The 18,234-nt window shown below is 57.3% G+C and carries 17 protein-coding genes and 1 tRNA gene; 13 read left to right on the top strand and 5 right to left on the bottom strand.

The genetic code is table 11. From position 1 onward, the window contains the following. Nucleotides 1–99: 99 nt before the first annotated feature. Nucleotides 100–459, bottom strand: coding sequence for a hypothetical protein (locus tag LEPTO7104_RS0108090; protein WP_017298055.1), 360 nt, complete (start codon nt 457–459; stop codon nt 100–102). Between the two features lie 225 nt (nt 460–684). On the opposite strand from LEPTO7104_RS0108090, the gene LEPTO7104_RS0108085 reads away from it, so the two are divergent. Then, complete coding sequence (locus LEPTO7104_RS0108085; RefSeq protein WP_017298054.1) at nt 685–2,181, top strand: tetratricopeptide repeat protein; 1,497 nt, start codon at nt 685–687, stop codon at nt 2,179–2,181. Between the two features lie 122 nt (nt 2,182–2,303). Further along, complete coding sequence (locus LEPTO7104_RS0108080; protein ID WP_017298053.1) at nt 2,304–2,834, top strand: DUF3122 domain-containing protein; 531 nt, start codon at nt 2,304–2,306, stop codon at nt 2,832–2,834. Nucleotides 2,835–2,869: 35 nt separating this feature from the next. Here LEPTO7104_RS0108080 and LEPTO7104_RS0108075 read toward each other — a convergent pair whose 3' ends face one another. Beyond that, entirely contained in the window at nt 2,870–3,481 is a 612-nt protein-coding gene (locus LEPTO7104_RS0108075; protein ID WP_155523563.1) for a DUF2127 domain-containing protein, read from the bottom strand. A gap of 722 nt (nt 3,482–4,203) precedes the next feature. On the opposite strand from LEPTO7104_RS0108075, the gene LEPTO7104_RS0108070 reads away from it, so the two are divergent. The 4 genes from LEPTO7104_RS0108070 to LEPTO7104_RS0108050 all read left to right on the top strand — a co-directional run bounded on the left by LEPTO7104_RS0108070 (nt 4,204) and on the right by LEPTO7104_RS0108050 (nt 6,674). Next, nucleotides 4,204–4,518 (top strand): DUF6464 family protein, encoded by a 315-nt coding sequence (locus LEPTO7104_RS0108070; protein ID WP_017298051.1) that lies wholly within the window; start codon nt 4,204–4,206, stop codon nt 4,516–4,518. A 307-nt stretch (nt 4,519–4,825) separates the two neighbouring features. After that, nucleotides 4,826–5,461, top strand: a complete 636-nt coding sequence (locus LEPTO7104_RS0108060; RefSeq protein ID WP_017298049.1) for a peroxiredoxin — start codon at nt 4,826–4,828, stop codon at nt 5,459–5,461. A 123-nt stretch (nt 5,462–5,584) separates the two neighbouring features. Next, on the top strand, nt 5,585–6,067 hold the full coding sequence (locus LEPTO7104_RS0108055; RefSeq protein WP_017298048.1) for a flavin reductase family protein: 483 nt from the start codon (nt 5,585–5,587) through the stop codon (nt 6,065–6,067). Between the two features lie 253 nt (nt 6,068–6,320). After that, entirely contained in the window at nt 6,321–6,674 is a 354-nt protein-coding gene (locus LEPTO7104_RS0108050; protein ID WP_017298047.1) for a phenylpyruvate tautomerase MIF-related protein, read from the top strand. Nucleotides 6,675–6,813: 139 nt separating this feature from the next. On the opposite strand, the gene LEPTO7104_RS0108045 is transcribed toward LEPTO7104_RS0108050, so the two are convergent. Both LEPTO7104_RS0108045 and LEPTO7104_RS0108040 read right to left on the bottom strand, forming a co-directional pair. Beyond that, entirely contained in the window at nt 6,814–8,862 is a 2,049-nt protein-coding gene (locus LEPTO7104_RS0108045; protein WP_017298046.1) for a DNA polymerase III subunit gamma/tau, read from the bottom strand. A gap of 54 nt (nt 8,863–8,916) precedes the next feature. Beyond that, a complete protein-coding gene (locus LEPTO7104_RS0108040) occupies nt 8,917–9,369 on the bottom strand; it encodes a hypothetical protein (protein WP_017298045.1) in 453 nt (150 codons plus the stop codon). A gap of 184 nt (nt 9,370–9,553) precedes the next feature. Between LEPTO7104_RS0108040 and rnhA the strand changes: the two genes are divergently transcribed. The 7 genes from rnhA to LEPTO7104_RS0108005 all read left to right on the top strand — a co-directional run bounded on the left by rnhA (nt 9,554) and on the right by LEPTO7104_RS0108005 (nt 16,700). Beyond that, the gene (gene rnhA, locus LEPTO7104_RS0108035; RefSeq protein ID WP_017298044.1) at nt 9,554–10,048 is read left to right on the top strand and encodes a ribonuclease HI; all 495 of its coding nucleotides are present in this window, start codon (nt 9,554–9,556) and stop codon (nt 10,046–10,048) included. A gap of 128 nt (nt 10,049–10,176) precedes the next feature. Then, on the top strand, nt 10,177–11,328 hold the full coding sequence (gshA, locus tag LEPTO7104_RS0108030; RefSeq protein ID WP_017298043.1) for a glutamate--cysteine ligase: 1,152 nt from the start codon (nt 10,177–10,179) through the stop codon (nt 11,326–11,328). Nucleotides 11,329–11,546: 218 nt separating this feature from the next. Beyond that, the gene (locus tag LEPTO7104_RS0108025) at nt 11,547–12,011 is read left to right on the top strand and encodes a tRNA (cytidine(34)-2'-O)-methyltransferase (RefSeq protein ID WP_017298042.1); all 465 of its coding nucleotides are present in this window, start codon (nt 11,547–11,549) and stop codon (nt 12,009–12,011) included. A 959-nt stretch (nt 12,012–12,970) separates the two neighbouring features. Further along, nucleotides 12,971–15,082 (top strand): peptidoglycan DD-metalloendopeptidase family protein, encoded by a 2,112-nt coding sequence (locus LEPTO7104_RS39315; RefSeq protein ID WP_155523562.1) that lies wholly within the window; start codon nt 12,971–12,973, stop codon nt 15,080–15,082. A gap of 314 nt (nt 15,083–15,396) precedes the next feature. Next, nucleotides 15,397–15,468: transfer RNA gene (locus tag LEPTO7104_RS0108015), tRNA-Met, on the top strand. Between the two features lie 40 nt (nt 15,469–15,508). Next, nucleotides 15,509–16,114: a peroxiredoxin gene (locus LEPTO7104_RS0108010; protein WP_017298040.1), complete on the top strand. Its 606-nt coding sequence runs from the start codon at nt 15,509–15,511 to the stop codon at nt 16,112–16,114. A 52-nt stretch (nt 16,115–16,166) separates the two neighbouring features. Then, nucleotides 16,167–16,700 (top strand): peroxiredoxin family protein, encoded by a 534-nt coding sequence (locus LEPTO7104_RS0108005; RefSeq protein WP_017298039.1) that lies wholly within the window; start codon nt 16,167–16,169, stop codon nt 16,698–16,700. A 179-nt stretch (nt 16,701–16,879) separates the two neighbouring features. Here the strand turns inward: LEPTO7104_RS0108005 and alr are convergent, their stop codons facing one another. After that, on the bottom strand, nt 16,880–18,082 hold the full coding sequence (gene alr / locus LEPTO7104_RS0108000) for an alanine racemase (protein WP_017298038.1): 1,203 nt from the start codon (nt 18,080–18,082) through the stop codon (nt 16,880–16,882). Nucleotides 18,083–18,234 lie beyond the last annotated feature (152 nt).

Here is an 18,234-nt window from a genome sequence, read left to right as displayed (position 1 = left end):
CACAATCATCTGGACAGACAGCGATCGCCATCGCCAAGATGATCAGGACGCGTCAGGAGCCCTGACGCGATCGCCGCAAGTCGGCCAATTGAGCCAGATTCACGGTTGGGCAGCCGCGCTCTCCAGCTGCGTCACCCGAGTTTCGAGCTGTCTGACCCGCTGCTTGAGTTCGATCGCCAGGGTCGCCAGGTTGTCGAATTGCTCGTCTAGGGAAGGCTCCCCCAGGGATGGGGCGATCGCAGGCGGGTCTGGGGCGGGGCGATCGGGTATGGCCAGCTGAGATTCTACCTGTCTAAACTGAGTTCTCAATCGGCTAAGCTCCGATTCTACGCGGTTCAAACGCGACTCTAGCCGGGCTTCGCTCTGGGCCGAGGCATAGTGTCCCAGCCCGAGCCAGAGCAGCAGCCCCAGCAGAATACCAGTCGCCCAGCGCGCGATCGCCATTTCCTCTCCTCTCATGTGGTCAGGCTTCCTGTGGTCAGGTTTAAAGGTCAGACTCAAACGGGGTATCTTACGATTCTAAAAAAAACTCTCTAAACCCGTCTTCCAACCTAAATAAGCTGACCTATCATTAGCGCCAGGGCATTAGCGCTAGAAACGTAGGTGGGTATTCTGACAGTAGCCCCTGCCGAGGGGCGGCACCAATCTACTCAATCTGCAAACATCGTCGGTGGAGGGGAAGTCATGAAATTGCGTTATTTAGCTGTGCTGCTGGGCCTGGGATTGGTAGCCGGAGTGACGCCGGGGGGCTACGCCCAGACCCCTAGCACCGAGACCGACATGACCATGCCCGCCGCAGAGGGTGCCGGGGAAGATGCGATGGAGCCTGCGATCGCCGAGCCAGAGGCTACCCCCGACTCGGCCACAGACCCGGCGGCAGCAGCGGACCCCGGCCCAACGGCCACCGCCTCCTACAACCTGGGGGTTGAGCGCTACAACAGCGGCGACTACGAAGCGGCCCTCGAAGCCTTTAACATGGCCCTGGAGAAAAATCCTGACCTGGCCGATGCCTACCTGTACCGGGGCCTGATCTACGCCGACCAGGATAACTACGACCAGGCCCTGGCCGACCTCAACCAGGCGCTGACGTTGGACCCAGGCAATGCCAGCATGCTCTTTGCCCGAGGCAGCGTTTACTACCGCCAGGGCAACCCCAGCGAGGCGGAGAACGATTTTAATGCGACGCTAGAAGCTAACCCCGACGCGGTCAACGCCTACCTCTATCGAGGTCTGATCGATGCCCAGCAGGGGCGCCACGATCTGGCTCTAGAAGACTTTTCCACCGCCATTGAGCTAGACCCCAACAATCCTTCGGCCTACGTGCTGAGGGGCTTCTCCCTCGACCAGGTGAAAAACTACAGCGATGCGGTGGCCGACTTTAGCCACGCCCTTGATCTCCAGGGCGACCTGCCCAAGGCCCACATGGGGCGCGGGGTGTCCTACTACCACCTGGGTCTCTACGACGCCGCCCTTGACGACCTCAACCAGGCTGTGCGACTGGCTCCCGACATGGCCAAGGCCTACCTCAACCGCAGCTACGTGTTCTATCGCCAGGGGCGGCCGGGCCGGGCTCTGCAAGACCTCGATCGCGCCATTGAGCTAGACCCCAGCCTGACAGAGGCCTACATGAGCCGGGGCACCATTCGCGCCGCCCAGGATAACCTGCCTGGGGCCGAGCAAGACTTTGCCCGCGTGCTTCAGCTCAACCCCGACTCCTCAGTGGCCTACAAGCAAAGGGCTGATGCGCTGCTGCAATCGGGGGATGCGACCGCTGCGATCGCCGACTACAGCGAGGCCCTGCTCCTCGATCCGGCCTATGCCACCGCCTTTAAGGCTCGGGGCGACGCTCGCCTGGCCACGGGCGATGTCTTTGGCGCGATCGACGACTACACCCAGGCCCTGGCGGTGCAGCCCAACTACTTAGAGGCCTACTCGGCCCGAGGGGCGGCCTACCTCCAGGTCAACCAGTCCCAAAATGCCTACCAGGACCTTACCCAGGCCATTGTCAGTGCTCCCAACAGCGCCGATCCGGAGATGTTCTATAACCGGGGCGTCGTGCGCGCTCGCCTGGGGGACGATGCCGGCGCTCGCCGCGACTTTGAGCAAGCAGCCCAGCTCTTCCTCCAGCAGGGAGAGGCCGCTGGATACCGGCAGACGCTGGACCAGATGAGCCAGCTGTAGACGATGAAGAGATCGGGCGATCGCGGGATAATTGAGATCAGGGGTTAAGGAAGCCATCGGCAAATCCGGCTGTTCTCCCCTGCCCCATCCCCTCCCGAGTTCTCCATCTCCTTGCCCTGCCCATGTCTCACCTCTGGCGCCCCCTGCGGCTCACGATCTTGGCCCTAATTTTGGGCTGTCTGCTGCTGCTGGCCCTGGCTGAGCCAGCGATCGCCTCGGTGCACACCTACCACGAGCAGCCGGGGCAGACCACCCATCGCTCGCGCCAGAGTCTGCGCGACCAAAACGACACCGCCTGGCAGGCAACGGTCTTCAAGCGCTATGTGCAAGGGCATTTGCAGGGCGTATATCTACGGCTTGTGGGGTTTCCGGGCCAGGGACTGGTCGATCGCCAGGGCAATTTATTGGTGCTGACCGGCACGGCCACCCAGTGGACAGCGCCGCCGTCGATGGATCCACAGACTCAGGAACTGCCGGAAAACGTAGCGCAGTACGATGTCGGCGTAATTTTGAGTCGCATTCAGCGACCAGGCCCCCTCACCCTGGTCGTGCCCCTGGCTAGGCAGACCACGGCTACGCTAGTCGTGGCCCCCTACGTCGTGGAGGAGTGGCTGCAAATTTATGCCCTAGCGGCCGAGCCTGACGCTGTATGAGAGCGTCGCGGCGACGATAAGAGCGTAGCGCAGGGTTATGGGGTTGAGAGTTGCTGGCGATCGCGCCTTTTGCCCCCTAGCCAGTGATTGATCAAAACCAGCACAATGGCCAGATTGATCACAAAAAGCAGCAGTTTGCTAAGGGAAAGGTGATGTAGAATCTCATACCCCTCCAGCGGCAGCAGTGCCGCTACCAGTGCAATAAACAAGGGCTCTGCCCAGGTCATCCCCAGCCATAGTCCTATGGCTGCACTCTCAATCAGCAGGCCATAAACCCCTGTAAGAGCAGCAATTTTACCTAGCACCTGGGGAGACGCATGGGCTAAGTGTTCAATCACCCAACGCACCAGACCATACTCGGCATTGAGCAGGTAATCGTTGGCAAAGGCGACAATCTGATCGTGGTAGCCCCAGCCAAGACTGGTTATGACTGAAACGAGCAGCATCAGCCCGCCAAACAGCATTTTTTTCAGCGCTAGCAGCTTAATGAGCAAAGAGGGTGACTTAGCAGTCTTGGCAGTCATTGCAACCCATTCTGATAACTCTGACAGCTTCAGAATACAGGTAGTTGATGAGGATCTACGGTCGCAACTGGCTCCAGGGCTAGGACTAATGCTCTGAGGCGGAAGTTTAGGTACTGTTTCCAAAAGCCGGGGGCAGGGAAGCTAGGGAGCCAAGCGCTCTGAAATGGCGGGTATAGTTCAGCCTTCGAGCATTAGCGGGTCTGGGTGCGGTCGATAGCTCTGGGCGTTTAAAAATAAAAAGCCGGGTAAGGCGCTATCACTGAGGAGCGAACCTCCACAATGTCCTGTGGCCCTACCCGGTCTTAGCTTTGGAGCACACGCGAGTCTACAGGATGTTTTGATAATCGGTCATAGAACCGATTCCGCCAATACATGAAAGTTCTGAAAAGTTCAGGACCTTGTTCAGGTCATGAATAAACACCCCTCTTCTGGTCGAGAACTGGGCCAAAGTCCGCTCTTTTTTGGGGTTCAACCGCAAATTTATCAAAAAGACGCCAGGCCTGGGAACTTTCTAACTGCTGTTTCGTCAACGAGATGTTTTCGTCAATATCGTCAGAATATTTAGCCTCACTACCCCTGGTTCAGCAATCTGGTTCAGCTAGTCCTCGAAGGCTGAACTATGCCGACTATTCCAGCTCGCTTGACTCCCTAGCTCCCCTGCTTTCCCGCGATTGACAATAGTCATCACACTTGTGCCGCAGTCTACTCCTGTGGTGGCGCAGCGGAATTGCCAATATTGCGAAAGACTAAGTAACGCAACGGTACGTACCAATCCTCTGTGGTCTGGGCCGGTGCTGCCAGGCCGCCAGGTTAAGATGACTTTGCTAGTTTCTTGCGTCAGGTTCATGCTCGTTATCGTTTTGATCTTTGTCATTGGTCTTACCCCCGCCATCGTCTCTGCGTGGATGAGCATTCGGGCAGACCAAGACGAAAAATGCAGCAGCGCTGCGGTCACGCCAACGGCATTAGGCCAGAGCATGTTCAAACTGCTCGATGGCAATGCCGACCTGCACTATGTCGACGGCATGGGCTATATGATTGGCGACATTACCTGCGACCTCAACGCGCGATCGCCCTACCTGCGCTGTGCCATCAACCCAATGGGCCCTTGCGATGGGTGCAGTGGCTATGCGCCAAAAGTCTTTGACCGCCAGATTTAATCGTCAGGTGTAAGCGTCCGGCTAGGGGCCGGGCAGCGATTGTCTTTAGCGATGTTAGACGGCCACCTTAAATCGGGCTTAATCGGGCACCTGGGTTTTCTGGGTGTCTTCTTTTTGGGGTTTTCTGGGCCGCAGATGCTGAATCTGTAGGGCCCTTAGTGGATGAGTTCCGCCAAGGAAGACATACGATACAATCCTTAAGATAATCCTCTAAACTCCGACCGGAATACCGGGGTTTATGGGAGAATAGCAAGGTGAACGCTGAGCAATAATTATTCAACCTGTCGAGATTAAACGGAGATTTGAGATGGCGCTTCAACTTGGCGATCAGGTACCTAACTTCACCCAGCAAACGAGCGAGGGCGAAATTGATTTTTACAGCTGGGCTGGCGATAGCTGGGTGGTGCTGTTTTCTCACCCCGCCGACTACACCCCCGTCTGCACCACCGAGCTGGGCAGCGTAGCCAAGCTTAAGCCCGAGTTTGACAAGCGTGGCGCTAAGGTCATTGCCCTCAGCGTAGACAGCGCCGATTCCCACCAGGGCTGGATTGGCGACATTAACGAAACCCAGGGTGTGACCGTCAACTATCCCATCATCGCCGACGACGACAAAAAGGTCTCTGACCTCTACGGCATGATTCACCCCAATGCCAACGCTAAGGTGACCGTGCGCAGCGTGTTCGTGATTGATCCCAGCAAAAAGCTGCGGTTAACCATCACCTATCCGCCCAGCACCGGACGCAACTTTGCCGAAATTCTGCGAGTGCTGGACTCGCTACAGCTCACCGACAACTACAGCGTCGCCACCCCCGTCGACTGGAAAGATGGTGAAGATGTGGTAGTGTCCCCCACCATTCCCACTGAAGAAGCCAAGCAGCGATTCCCCAAGGGCGTCACCGAAATCAAGCCCTACCTGCGCATGACCCCCCAGCCCAACAAGTAGCGCTAAGCGCATCGCATTAGTCCAGGGCGCACTGCGGTGCGCCTTTTCTATATCTAATTGGGTAGAGGTAGGGGGCGATCGCTGTACTACACTTACCCTAGCGATGCGTTCTACAGGTATGGTGTGCTAGACGAACAAGCTAAGAAAACGCTTTTGCGCAAGATTCCCCACGGTCTCTACATCTGCGGTGTCAAGGATGGCGACGATCTCAATGGCTTCACCGCTAGCTGGGTAATGCAGGCGTCCTTTCAGCCTCCCCTGGTCGTGAACTGCGTCAAAAACGACTCCACGTCCCACGCCATGGTCAAAGCCAGCGGCGTATTTGCCCTCAGCTTTCTAGAGGCAGGTCAGAAAGAGCTGGCCCAAAATTTCTTCAAGCCCCTGCGCCGGATGGGCAACAAGTTTGAAGACATCGAGTTTTACCCCGGTCCCGAAACCGGCTGCCCCATTATCAAAGACACCCTGGGCTATGTGGAATGCCGGGTGGTTGGCACGGTAGAGCACGGCGACCACACCGTATTCGTTGGCGAGGTCGTGGGTGCTGCCATCCACCGCGAAGGCGAACCCCTGCTGCTAGAGAGCACCGGCTGGAACTACGGCGGCTAAATGCGTGGGGGGTAGATGGGTGAATGAACCGTTTTGTTTTGGATTTGAAGCTTGCCAATCCCCTCCCAGGGCTGCCCTCTTTTATAGCCACAGTCACGTTGGTTAGGACATCCAGAAACCCTATGAACGTTCAAACGTTTAGACGTTCATAGGCGACTTGTCTTAACCAGACTGGCCACAGCTATAGCACACCGCCAATGCTGCTCTACGAAACTCCCCGCTGTTTCTACATTCCTTTACCCATTCCGGTACTATGCCTCTGATCAAAGTTCAGACCTCGATCGCTTCTCCCGATCGCGCCGAGGTCGAAGGGCTACTGAAGCAGCTTTCCGCCAGTTTGGCCACCCACCTGGGCAAGCCCGAGTCCTACGTCATGACGGCCTTTGAGGCCGGAGTGCCAATGACCTTCGGCGGCACCACCGATCCGGTGTGCTATGTCGAAATTAAAAGCGTGGGCCCCATGGGCGGAGCCAAAACCCGCGCCATGAGTCAGGAGTTTTGTGCCCAGCTCGAAACCGCCCTCGGTGTACCCAAAAACCGCACCTATATTGAGTTTGCCGACGCCCCCGGTGCCATGTGGGGCTGGAACGGCGGCACCTTTGGTTAAGTAGGTGAGCCGAACTAAACGTAGTCCTGAATTGCTGGAAAGCCTGTTACGCCATGATCGGTGTACTGATTACTAGGTCTACTGACTTAACTAGCTTGCTCGATTTCCTGCGGATCCCATTCTTTAGTTTATCGAGTAGCTAAAAAGGTACATCATCATCGGGGTGAGAGGGTTGCTTAGCAGCAGCATCGGAGAGCTGAATTGTTGATTTGTTTGGGTCAGCACTCAAATCATCGCCAAGATTAACCACTTGGCCGTTGAAGAACTGAGCAAAGTTTTTGACAACCCGATCTATTTCACCATCAATTTCAGGTAAGGAATTAGAATATGGCGGGCGAGATCCGATAGAAGACTCTGGCTGCCCCTGAGGGTTTAACTCTATTACATCTTCAAGCCCCTTTTTTACAGCTTCAGAACTGGCTATATCTTCTTTTCTAAGACTGCCTAACGTTCTAGGGGTGTCAGCAGTATTATTTAAGGAGTCAAGGGCTTGCTCTCTTAAAGCTGAAATCTGACCTGTTTGACTATTAGAGGGCTTTTCCAGATCGTTATTAAGTTGATTTTGGTGAGAAGAAAGCTGCCTCTGTTGTTCAGAAATAGCCTCTAAACTAATTCTAATGCTTTTTTCATTAACCTTTTTGAAGGCCTCTTCAATAAACTTAAGTCTTTGTTCTTTCGTGGTTGGATACCATTGTGAAAGAATTCCTACGCGAGCAGTTTCCCCATCAAATCCTAAAAGGCAGCCGTATTGCGAGAACAAGGTCTTGGCACCATAGAATTCGATAGCATCTAGGACCTTTGCCCATAGGTTTTGAAGATCAAGGTCATTAGGATCCCATAAAATATTATTTTTTGACAGGTCTTTTATGCCTTCTTTAGATGCCTGAAGATGCTTCGAATCATTTTTGGATTGAATTTTTTGAGAATTTGTTTCGTTGCCTTGCTTTTCAATCTCTGTGCTCAATTCTTGAGGTGAGTTGCTGTTTTGAGCATTAACACGTGTTGGTATAAGTAAGGAAGGTTTATTATTTTTCTGATCTTCCCCGAAATTCTTCTTGGTCGTATTCTTTGTTGTCGTGGTCAATAGCTGTGACTCAACTGCTGACGGCAGCAGCCCCAGCAGCGTCACTTCTAGCCAGAGGCGAGGCTGGGTGGTGTTTTTAACCTGCACTTCGGCGGTGCGCAGATGCTGCTGTCCCAGCAAAAAAAGCGCTGGATCTAGGGTTTCCACCAGCCCCTGCATATCGGCCCAGGTGGGGGGGGTGATTGCCACCAGATCGTGGCGATCGCCCGCCGTTTTGGCAATCAGCAAATCGCGGTAGAACCCGGCCAGGTTTTGCAGCACAATCAGCGGTTCTCGGCCTCTATCCATCAGCTTGCGGGCACCGTCGAGGACGGCGCTGCCGTCATCGCTGAGAATAGCCTGCACCAGGGCCAGCAGATCGCGCTCGGGCACGGCCCCAACCAGATCCCACACCGCATCGGCACCGATGGGCGGCTCTAGGAGACTGAGCTGGTCGAGCAGACTTTGGGCATCGCGCAGGCCCCCCTGGGAAACCTGGCCCACCAGGCGCAGCGCTTCATCGTCAATGGCGATATCTTCTAGGTCGGCGATTTTGCGCAGGTGGCCAATCATGGGCTCCAGGGGTATGCGCCGATAGTCAAACCGCTGGCAGCGCGAAATGATGGTGGGCAGCACCCGCTGAGGATCCGTCGTGGCCAGGATGAAAACCACACTGCTGGGCGGCTCTTCCAGGGTTTTGAGCAGGGCATTAAAGGCCGCCGTGCTGAGCATGTGACACTCGTCAATCACGTAGACCTTGTAGCGGCACTGCACCGGGGCAAACTGGGCGCGCTCAATCAGTTCGCGAATGTTGTCGACGCCGGTATTGCTGGCGGCGTCGATCTCAATAAAGTCGAGGGCCGAGCCGTTGGTGATAGAGCGGCAGGTTTCACAGAGGCCGCAGGGCTCTGGGGTGGGGTGATCCTGGGCGATGCAGTTGAGCGACTTTGCCAAAATGCGGGCGCTGGAGGTTTTGCCCGTGCCCCGCGGGCCACAGAATAGATAGGCCGGGGCAATGCGCCGCTGACGCAGGGCGTTGGCCAGGGTGGTGGCGATCGCATCTTGCCCCACCAGAGCGCCAAAGGTCTGGGGGCGGTACTTGTGGTGCAAGGGTTCGTAGGCCATAGCACTACGATACCTCGATCGCCGCCCCGCCGGGCCAGGGCCAGGCCAGTCGCCCTAGGTCGCTGGCTGCCAGTGCTCTGGAAACTCAATCACCAGAGTTTCTAGCTCAGAAAGGGCGCAAGAGGCGGTCAACCCCCGCTTCTGGCAGAGGCGAGCCTGTTTTTTGCGGGCCAGGGCTTTGATCTGGTCCACGGCAGTGGAAATATCCTGCCGCTGCCGAAGCTCGCCGTGGGGCGTGGGCGGAACCCCAGGCAAGCGCCCTAGTTTGGCGGCCAGCTGTCTCCCAGGGATAGAAATGTAGCCCTGAAAGTAGGCCAGAGCCAGCCGCCGAAACAAAATTTTCAGGTGATCGGGCAGATCCTGCTCCACCTGGGCCGGTTTGGCCGTTAAATCCACCAGTTGCCCCATGGCGTGGGCAATCAGCATATTGTCCTGACCGCTGGTGGGGTAAACATCTTTAAGATCTAGCCAGCAGGCTTCAAAGGCTTCAAGTTCGCGTAGCATCATGGGGTCAACTTCACCGGTAGGATAGCCGTGACGAAGGTAGGTGCACCCTGCCCATGACCGGATATATGGCGTTTAGGATATATGGTGTCTAGGCGGGAAAATCTGGTCTTAGGGTTAGCATGCCCCCCCGGTCAAAGAATCCGTCACGGGCTAATCCGCAATTTTTGAGGATTTTATAATTCAAATGGCAATTATTGAGCGAATCTATACAGACGGAGCCTGCTCCGGCAATCCTGGCCCCGGCGGCTGGGGAACCGTGCTGTACCTGGCCGAGGGCGGCGTGCATGAGCTGGGCGGCGGCGAGGCCCAAACCACCAACAACCGGATGGAAATGCAGGCTGCGATCGCAGGTCTGACCCTGCTGCGCGATAGCGGCCAGACCCAGCCTGTCACCCTGCATACCGATAGCGAGTACGTGCTCAAGGGCATCACCCAGTGGATTGCCGGCTGGAAGCGGCGGGGCTGGGTGAACTCGGCCAAAAAGCCGGTCCTCAACCGCGACCTGTGGGAGGTTTTGGATGCCTTGACCACCGAGGTCAATCAAACCCTCGATCGCCCCCTCCAGTGGGTCTACGTGCGCGGCCATTCGGGCGATGTGGGCAACGAGCGCTGCGACACCATTGCCCGGGCCTTTGCGGCCAACCGCGCGATCGCCCTGGCTACGGCATCGTTGCCCTAGCAGCCTGTGGCCCTAGCAGCCTGTGGTCCTGAGCAATTTGCCATGAAGGGCTACAGGCTGCCCATAGGATGAGGTAAAACTCGACAATTGAATCTATATATAGTGTGCTGTCTCCAGCGAGGAATGCCGTGCTGCTGTCTAAAGGGTTTGAAATTGAGATGTACACCGGCACCCCCGCCGGAGAAATCGTCGGTCTTTCCGATCGCATCGTGGCCGATCTCAATGGTTTCGTGCGCGAGCCCGACAGCCGCAACGTCGAATACACGACTCCCCCGCTGTGTCAGTACGAAAAACTGCTGTGCGAGCTAGTCCGCCCTCGCCACGAGCTGCGCCGCTATCTCAAGGGGTTGGGCAACTACACTCTGATACCCGGCAGCACCCTCGCTTTGGGGCCAACCGATCGCTTTTATCGATCCGATCCCAGCAACCCCTACCACAGCTATATCGAGCAGACCTACGGCACCACCGTGGTCACCGCCAGTGTTCACATTAACATTGGCATCTCGGATCCAGAGATGCTCATGCGTGCCTGCCGCCTGGTGCGGGTCGAAGCGCCCCTGTATCTGGCCCTGACCGCCTCATCCCCGTTTCTGGGCGGTCAGGCCACGGGCTCCCACTCCAGCCGCTGGCAGGTGTTCCCCAAAACCCCGCCCCTGGTGCCGCTGTTCACCAGCCACGCCCACCACATCCAGTGGATGGAGGCGCAGCTGGCCGCAGGCACCATGCAAAACGTGCGCCACCTGTGGTCGGCGGTGCGGCCCAACGGCGATCGCCGTCCCTACAATCTCAACCGGCTTGAGCTGCGGATCTGCGATCTGATTAGCGACCCGATCGCGCTGCTGGCCGTTGCGGCCCTGCTCGAGGCCCGGCTGATTCAGCTCATCCAAAATCCTGAGCTGGATCCGCTGACCCTGAGCGAGCTGCCTGAAACCAGCCGCAATGGTGACCTCGTCGCCCTCACCGACGCCAACGAAGCCGCCGTGGCCAGGCACAGCCTAGAGGCCGAACTGCGTCACTGGCAAAATGGCCGCCCCATTTTGGCTCGGCATTGGGTGCAGCAGCTCTACGACGAGGTGTGGCCCGTTGCCAAAGCCAACGGCATTAGCTGTTTCCTAAGTCCGGTGAAGAAAATTTTGCGGGAGGGCAACGAAGCCCAGCGCTGGCTGCGTCAGCATGGGGCCGGTCAGTCGGTGTCTCAGGTGGTGCAGGGGGCGATCGCAGAGGTGGCCGCCACCGAGGCCATGTTGGCCCAGGAGCTCTGTGAGCCCTGTGCTGCCTGAGGGAGCCTTGTTATCCAAGGGTAAATGTTTACTTATAGGTGAAATAAGGAAAACTTTTTAGGTAAACTCCGATCCCCCTGCTTTCGATCAGTTTTCAGAAAGGGTAAAACTACCGAAGGAAGTATTAATAAAATCTATATCCCCTGGACATTTTCCCCCTTGCCATGGATTAGCCCTGCTCCTCCCCGGTCAAGTCCCCTGCCCTAGCGCTGGTTTCTATGCCTGTCATTGTTCTAGTCAACCCTCAAATCCCGCCAAACACGGGCAATATAGCCCGCACCTGTGCCGCTACAACCACGCCCCTGCACCTGGTTGGCCCCCTCGGATTTGACCTCAGCGATCGCGCCCTCAAGCGAGCTGGTCTCGATTACTGGCCTCAGGTCGACCTCACTCTGCACCCTAACTGGGAAACTTTTTCCGCCCAGCAGCGTCTACAGGGCGGGAGAACCATTGGCTTTAGTACCTCCGGGCGATGTAGCTATACAGATTTGGCCTATCGCCCTAGTGACTGGCTACTGTTTGGCAGCGAAACCCAGGGACTATCGCCAGAGGTGTTGGCGAGCTGCGACGAAACCGCCTACATTCCCATGGATCGCAGCATCGTCCGGAGCCTCAATCTGTCGGTTAGTGCCGCTGTTGGTCTGTTTGAGGCCCTGCGGCAGCTCCAAGCCAGCCAATCCTAGGTTTCTCTCTGCCCAGGGCGCCATTGGCCAGCATCTGAATTTACGGCATTTATAGGCGGCGATCGCCACCTGTCCCACAGGCCGCTGCCTGGGGCGATCGCAGCGGCAAAATACTAGCCAACGCTCCGCCTTAGAGTCGCAATGGTCAATAGCCATAAAGTAATGGAGAGACAGGCACTCGCCACGCCTGCTGACCTTATCTAACTTTGGGTTTAACCCTTGCCCTTCAGGGCTTTTCCTCCTCAGAATTAGGCTTCAGCAGCCATAACCTGTCCCAAAAAACTGCACAAAAAATAAGCGGTTGCTGAGGATACAAAATTGGGGTAGTCCAGATAAGAAATTTATATAACCTGCCTCAATTGCTCCCACCTGGAGGGCTACCCCTGGTTTTAGAGCTGCCTCAAAGCCCTTCCCTATGACCTCGATCGAGCCTATTCACAAGACATCTGGGTTCTGGTCCTACCAATTTGACAGGGATTTATTCTCCCGCCAAGGGGCTTTAGTGCCCACCATGTTTTCTTGGTCAGGGTTATAGCAGTACGCTTGCCAAATACTTTTTTTTGGGGTTAAACGTTTATGTTGTGCACGTGAAGTTCCCGGTCACGAGCCTCAGGTTCAGGGAAGTGACAGAGAAGGTCTGGGTATTGATTTTCGTGTTAAGTCATGTAAACTTGCTTAGGCTGCCAAAGCGGGGTATTGTTACCTAGCCAAGGCGTAAATCTGTCGATCCGTTGTTGTTCTTCTGCTAACAGCTTGCCTTACAGTTCTTGCTGGAACAGGATTTTCGCCTCTTAGGCCAATCCACGTCAGCTGACTGATCGAGGTTCTAAAGGGCTGTTAAGCGCTGGTTTACAGGAGGTCGTTCCTTGAAACGCGTAGTTCCCAAAGAGTCTAAAGTTGATTGTCTACCCTCTAGTTTGAGTGGCGCTCAATCGGAGACTTCAGGAGGTTGTCGTCGAGTGCAAACCTCAGCAGCCATGCTGGGCCTGGCCCTGTCCTTTGGAGCATCCGCTCCGCTGCTCACCGAACCCGAGCTGGCCTTGGCCGCAGATGGATCTCATCTGACCGTGCTGCCCTCTGCCGATCGCGACAGAGACCAATCGCCTAAGCTGGCGGCAGCTGAGACGGGCCTTGAAGCCGCTGCTTACCACACGGTTGAACCTGGCGAAAGTCTTTGGCAGATTGCGGCCGAGCACAAGGCCGATGTTCGGGCGATTAAAGCAGCCAACGGCATTGCCACCGACGATGTTTTGCGAGTTGGTCAAGTTATTCGGGTGCCAGCTGTAGGCATAGATAATTTGACTGCCACTGTCGATACTCCCGGCCTAGTGCTGAAATCAAAGGTCGCTGGGGGCGTAGGGGGCGACCTGGCTGCGGTTGACGGCTTGCCCAACAGTAATATTCCTTCCGTAGATGAGCTAGAGAAGGCTTGGCAGCTTGATAACACCCTCTCGCTGGACGATGAGGACAAGATTTCCGAAGATTCTCTAGCGGATTCAGAACTCGAGCAGTCGGCGTTGGACGGCAGCACCAGCGCAGCGCAGCCCGAGTCCAACGAATCGGTTGCTATGGCCGCCGCTAAAGCTACTACCTCTGAAGCTGACGATTCCCAGCTAGTAGCCGATGCCCAAGGCTCAGTTCCCGCTGGCCAGCGAGTTGCTGAGTCCGATGCAGCGGTCTCTCCGCCAGCTCCTGCTGCCCAAACCGTTGCGTCCCAACCAACTGCCGAAGCCGCTCAAACCGCTCCACTTCAGGCTAGCCTTCCCCTCCACACTGAGGAAGAGGTGCCCGCAGTCGGCGGTCAACCTGTCCAGCCCTCGCAAGAGCAAAGTGGCGCGCAAGCCGTGGACAGCAAGAAAGACTTGGCTTTTGCTGCACTGCCTTTGCGCCCATCCGGTGCGAGTCCATCCGCTGACTCCACGGCCCTGCGCTCCTACCAGGTTAAGCCTGGGGATACCCTGTGGTCGATTGCCTCCCGCAACGGCATTACGCTGGATGCCCTGCTCAGCCACAACCGCAGTGTAGAGAGTTCCGAAGCTCTGCTAGTAGGTGAAAATATCAGTATTCCGGTGGCATCAGCCGCTGTCGAGGAGTCTGATGCTGGCCAATCCGCTGAGTTATCGGCCAACGCCCTTGCGCCTACTCCAAGAACCCGTGAGCAAGTGATTCGCGACCACCTGGCGCGCATTCGTGAATCCAACAGTGCTCTGGTCGATCGCGATGAGCTGAATGCTCGTATCCGCGAAGCTCGCCAAGAGCTGGAGCGCAGCCGCACTGGCGAGGCCTCTCAGGCTCCCGTATCCCTGGAATATCATGCTTCCCAAGCTGTGGCCACCCCGGTTGCAGTGGGTGGCGGCGTTGAGCCTGCCAGCGCTACGGCCCTAGCGGCCAGAGAAGGCGCTCAGCCCTCTGATGCACAGTGGACGGTAACCGATGCTGCGAAGGATGAGCCGCAGGCTGTGGCGCTTAGCTCCGTTGCGGAACCTGCCGCTGAAGTCTCTGTCCAGCCTGGGCTGGGGGATGTCCCACAGTCCGCCACCGAACCTGTGCCGAGTCAACTGCTGGCGGCAGCCCCCCTGGGCGCCGATGCCTACCGGATTGAGTCCAACTTGCCGGTGGGACAGACGGTATCCCCAAGTATGCCGATGATGCCGGGGGCTAACGAGTTTTTGCCTGAGGCACCTCGGCTGTCTAACGGATTTATTTGGCCTACCCACGGCACACTTACCTCCGGCTATGGCTGGCGCTGGGGCCGCATGCACCGCGGTATCGACATTGCTGGTCCGGTTGGTACACCTGTTGTGGCCGCTGCCCCTGGGGTTGTGGTTCAGGCGGGCTGGAACTCCGGTGGCTACGGCAATATGGTGGATATCCAGCACGCCGACGGGAGTTTGACTCGCTATGCCCACAACAGCCGTCTGTTAGTGCATCAGGGTGAGCAGGTCAGGCAGGGACAGCAGATTTCTGAGATGGGAAGCACCGGATATAGTACTGGTCCTCACCTCCACTTTGAAATCCACCCACCGAATAGCGGCGCTGTCAATCCCATGGCTTATCTGCCCGATCGCTAGATAGTGATGGTTAAGTGATACCTTGGCGAGCCGATCAGCGTTTCGGCTCGCTTTTTATTGGGACAAACCCAGCTGCGGCCACTGTACTTCTAAGAAACTCAGGAGGATTTTTTCCCAGGGCCGACCTCCGGCGCAGCGCTGGCCAGTCGCTCAAGGCACAAATGGCGATGCCGATCTGGCGACGGCTGCGGGGTCAGATCGGACACGATCAAAATTGCCGCTGGTGACTTGGTAAGTGGGCTATTCTGTGGTAGATTCATTAACTGTTGGCTGACCAATAGAGCACTGCTCTGGTTAGTAAGATTCTATGCCACGGCTCAGTAGCTCAGTGGTAGAGCAGGGGACTCATAAGCCCTTGGTCGCGTGTTCAAATCACGCCTGAGCCATTTTTATGCACTCCCTGAGAGTCCTTGAGAGGGTAAGTCGATGAGCGATACGAGTGACGGCTGTTTGCGGGTCGGCCAAGTAGCGCCTGACTTTAGTGCCACTGCTGTAGTTGACCAAAGTTTCAAGCTGGTCAGGCTGTCTGACTATCGGGGAAAGTACGTTGTGTTGTTTTTTTACCCCCTCGACTTTACCTTTGTGTGTCCGACCGAAATTGCTGCTTTTAGCGATCGCTACAGCGAGTTTAAGGCTCTCAATACCGAAATTTTGGGTATCTCGGTGGACAGTGAATTTGCTCACTTAGCCTGGATACAGACCGAGCGTAAGCTAGGTGGAGTAGGCGACCTGAACTATCCTTTGGTATCCGACATCAAGAAGGAAATCAGCGCCGCCTATAACGTCCTTGATTCTGATAGCGGCGTAGCCCTGCGAGGTCTGTTTGTCGTTGATCGCGATGGGGTATTGCAGCACGCCACCATTAACAACCTGGCCTTTGGGCGCAAGATAGACGAGACGCTGCGCGTTTTACAGGCCATTCAGCACGTTCAGGCCAATCCCGATGAAGTCTGCCCGGTCGACTGGCAGCCCGGCGGGAAAACCATGAACCCCGACCCCGTCAAGGCGCGAGAGTTTTTTGCTGAGGTCTAGACTTGGCTAAGCTGCCCCCCAGAAGGTTACAGCGCGGTTTCTGGGGCCAAATATGCTGACTACTCTACCTGCGGCTACGCCAGCCTGGTGGCGCTATTGGGTGCCTTTGCCACCGCTGCTCGGGCTTCCTTTTGGGCAGATTCCCCCCGACTTTGCCCTGTGGGATGTCACCCACCAACGCACCGTGCGCCTGGCCAACTGGCGGGGCAAGCAGCCCGTAGTGCTTGTGTTTTGCCGGATTACAGCCGCGATCGCCTACGGTGCCCAGACCCATGACCATCTGATGGCCATGGATAAAGCCTATGCTCAATTTCGCAATGCCGGGGCAGAGGTGCTGGCCATTAGTTCTCAGCCCCAGCGCCAAACTCAGGCAGTGGTAGAGGACCTTGGCCTCAGCCTGCCGCTGCTGAGCGATCCCACCGGGACGGTTTTTCAGGCTTATCACACGGGGCAGGCCTGGGGGGCACCGCTGCCAGCTCAGTTTATGCTCGATGCCCAGGGGCGGCTGCGCTATTGTCACTTGTTTTCGCTACTGCACCAGGCCGCCGCGCCCGAGACTCTGCTAGCGACCCTAGAGCAGCTATAGCACTGGGTTTTAGCACTCTACCCAGGCTTTGCTGGTTGCCGACGAGCCGAGCACGGAGCGATTGCCATCGCCCGATCGGCAGGACATTGGTGCAGTGACCATTGTCATAGTTTTCCGGCGGTGAGTTTTTTGGCCCGAGCCATGGGGTTTTTAGAAAGTTTTTGTTGTCGGCCCTGCGCCTAGCTTTGGACGGCGGCGGGGAGGGGCTGTTCGACCGCAATGCGGGGCAGACGGTGCTTGAAGCCGCAGAGTATTTCCCAGCTGATGGTGTTGGCCAGGGCGGCCCAATCGTCAGGGCCGATGGCGTGGCTGCCGTCGTGGCCCAGGAGGGTAACCACGTCGCCCTCTTGCAGGTTGGGCACCTGGCTGACATCTAGCATGAGCTGATCCATGGTGATCGCACCCACCTGCTGCACCAGCTGGCCCCTGACCATGACCTGAAGCTGGTTAGAGAGTATGCGGGGCACGCCATCGGCGTAGCCAATGCCCACCACGGCCAAACGCATGGGGCGATCGCATACGTACTGGTGGCCGTAGCTAATGCCGGTGCCGGCGGGGACATCCTTCAGGTGGGTGATGCGGGCTTTGACCTGCATTACCGGCTGGAGATCGACCAGGGCCTGTAAATGGGGGGCCGGGTAGAGACCGTAGAGGCCCAGCCCCACGCGCACCAGATCGTAGTGCAGGGCAGGATTGGCCAGGGTGGCGGCTGTATTGGCCAGATGCAGCCTGGGGGGAAGCAGATGCTGCTGCCGAAGCTGGCATAGGGCGGCCCTAAACCGCTGGCGCTGCCGCTCCATAATGGCAGGGTTGGGGTCGTCGGCGGTGGCCAGGTGAGAATAAAGGCTGTCGATGTTCAGGTGGGGCAGCTGCCTCACAAACCGCGCGAAGTCTACAGCCTCGGCCCAGGGAAACCCGAGCCGAGTCATGCCGGTGTCGATTTTCAGGTGTACTCCCACCGGCCGGGCCGCCGCCAAGCCGCCCAGGGTATCGGAAAACACGAGGGCCTGCTTGGGGTTGACCAGGGTAGGCTGAAGCCGCCAGTGGGCGATCGCCTGCATTTCTTCGGGACTGTTGACGGCCCCCATGACTAAGACCGGGGCCTGAATGCCCGCCGCCCGCAGTTCAATTCCTTCGGGCACTGTTGCCACCCCCAGCCAGGCGGCCCCGGCCTGAAGCGCTGTTTGAGCTACGGTCACAGCCCCGTGGCCGTAGGCATCGGCTTTGACCACCGCCATTAGCTGGGTGGCGGTGGGCAGTATGCCCCTAAACTGGCGCACATTGTGCCGCAGCGCCGCCAGATTAATCTCGACCCAGGCGCGGCAGCAGCGCATGGGTTCCAGGCTGGGGGCCAGGCTTGGGGTTTGATCCCAACTCAGCATTGTTACTCCTCCTGCACCGTAGGCTTGGTGGGTCGCGCTAGGCTTGCTAGCGCCTAGCGCCCCATAATAACCCTTGACCATGGCGTCAGATCCGGCACTGCCAACCCAGTCGCCCGTCCAGGGCAGCTTATCAGGGCTAAACACCTCAATTT

Source organism: Nodosilinea nodulosa PCC 7104, assembly GCF_000309385.1.
Lineage (GTDB): Bacteria > Cyanobacteriota > Cyanobacteriia > Phormidesmidales > Phormidesmidaceae > Nodosilinea > Nodosilinea nodulosa.
This window is presented reverse-complemented; position numbering and strand designations above follow the sequence as displayed.

Bases quoted from the DNA above. Each gene is read 5' to 3' on its own strand.
- LEPTO7104_RS0108010 (WP_017298040.1), top strand. From the start codon at position 15,509: ATGAGCGATACGAGTGACGGCTGTTTGCGGGTCGGCCAAGTAGCGCCT.
- LEPTO7104_RS0108070 (WP_017298051.1), top strand. From the start codon at position 4,204: ATGCTCGTTATCGTTTTGATCTTTGTCATTGGTCTTACCCCCGCCATC.
- LEPTO7104_RS0108025 (WP_017298042.1), top strand. From the start codon at position 11,547: ATGCCTGTCATTGTTCTAGTCAACCCTCAAATCCCGCCAAACACGGGC.
- LEPTO7104_RS0108040 (WP_017298045.1), bottom strand. From the start codon at position 9,369: ATGATGCTACGCGAACTTGAAGCCTTTGAAGCCTGCTGGCTAGATCTT.
- LEPTO7104_RS0108045 (WP_017298046.1), bottom strand. From the start codon at position 8,862: ATGGCCTACGAACCCTTGCACCACAAGTACCGCCCCCAGACCTTTGGC.
- rnhA (WP_017298044.1), top strand. From the start codon at position 9,554: ATGGCAATTATTGAGCGAATCTATACAGACGGAGCCTGCTCCGGCAAT.
- LEPTO7104_RS0108090 (WP_017298055.1), bottom strand. From the start codon at position 459: ATGAGAGGAGAGGAAATGGCGATCGCGCGCTGGGCGACTGGTATTCTG.
- LEPTO7104_RS0108005 (WP_017298039.1), top strand. From the start codon at position 16,167: ATGCTGACTACTCTACCTGCGGCTACGCCAGCCTGGTGGCGCTATTGG.
- LEPTO7104_RS0108050 (WP_017298047.1), top strand. From the start codon at position 6,321: ATGCCTCTGATCAAAGTTCAGACCTCGATCGCTTCTCCCGATCGCGCC.
- alr (WP_017298038.1), bottom strand. From the start codon at position 18,082: ATGCTGAGTTGGGATCAAACCCCAAGCCTGGCCCCCAGCCTGGAACCC.
- LEPTO7104_RS0108060 (WP_017298049.1), top strand. From the start codon at position 4,826: ATGGCGCTTCAACTTGGCGATCAGGTACCTAACTTCACCCAGCAAACG.
- LEPTO7104_RS0108080 (WP_017298053.1), top strand. From the start codon at position 2,304: ATGTCTCACCTCTGGCGCCCCCTGCGGCTCACGATCTTGGCCCTAATT.
- LEPTO7104_RS0108085 (WP_017298054.1), top strand. From the start codon at position 685: ATGAAATTGCGTTATTTAGCTGTGCTGCTGGGCCTGGGATTGGTAGCC.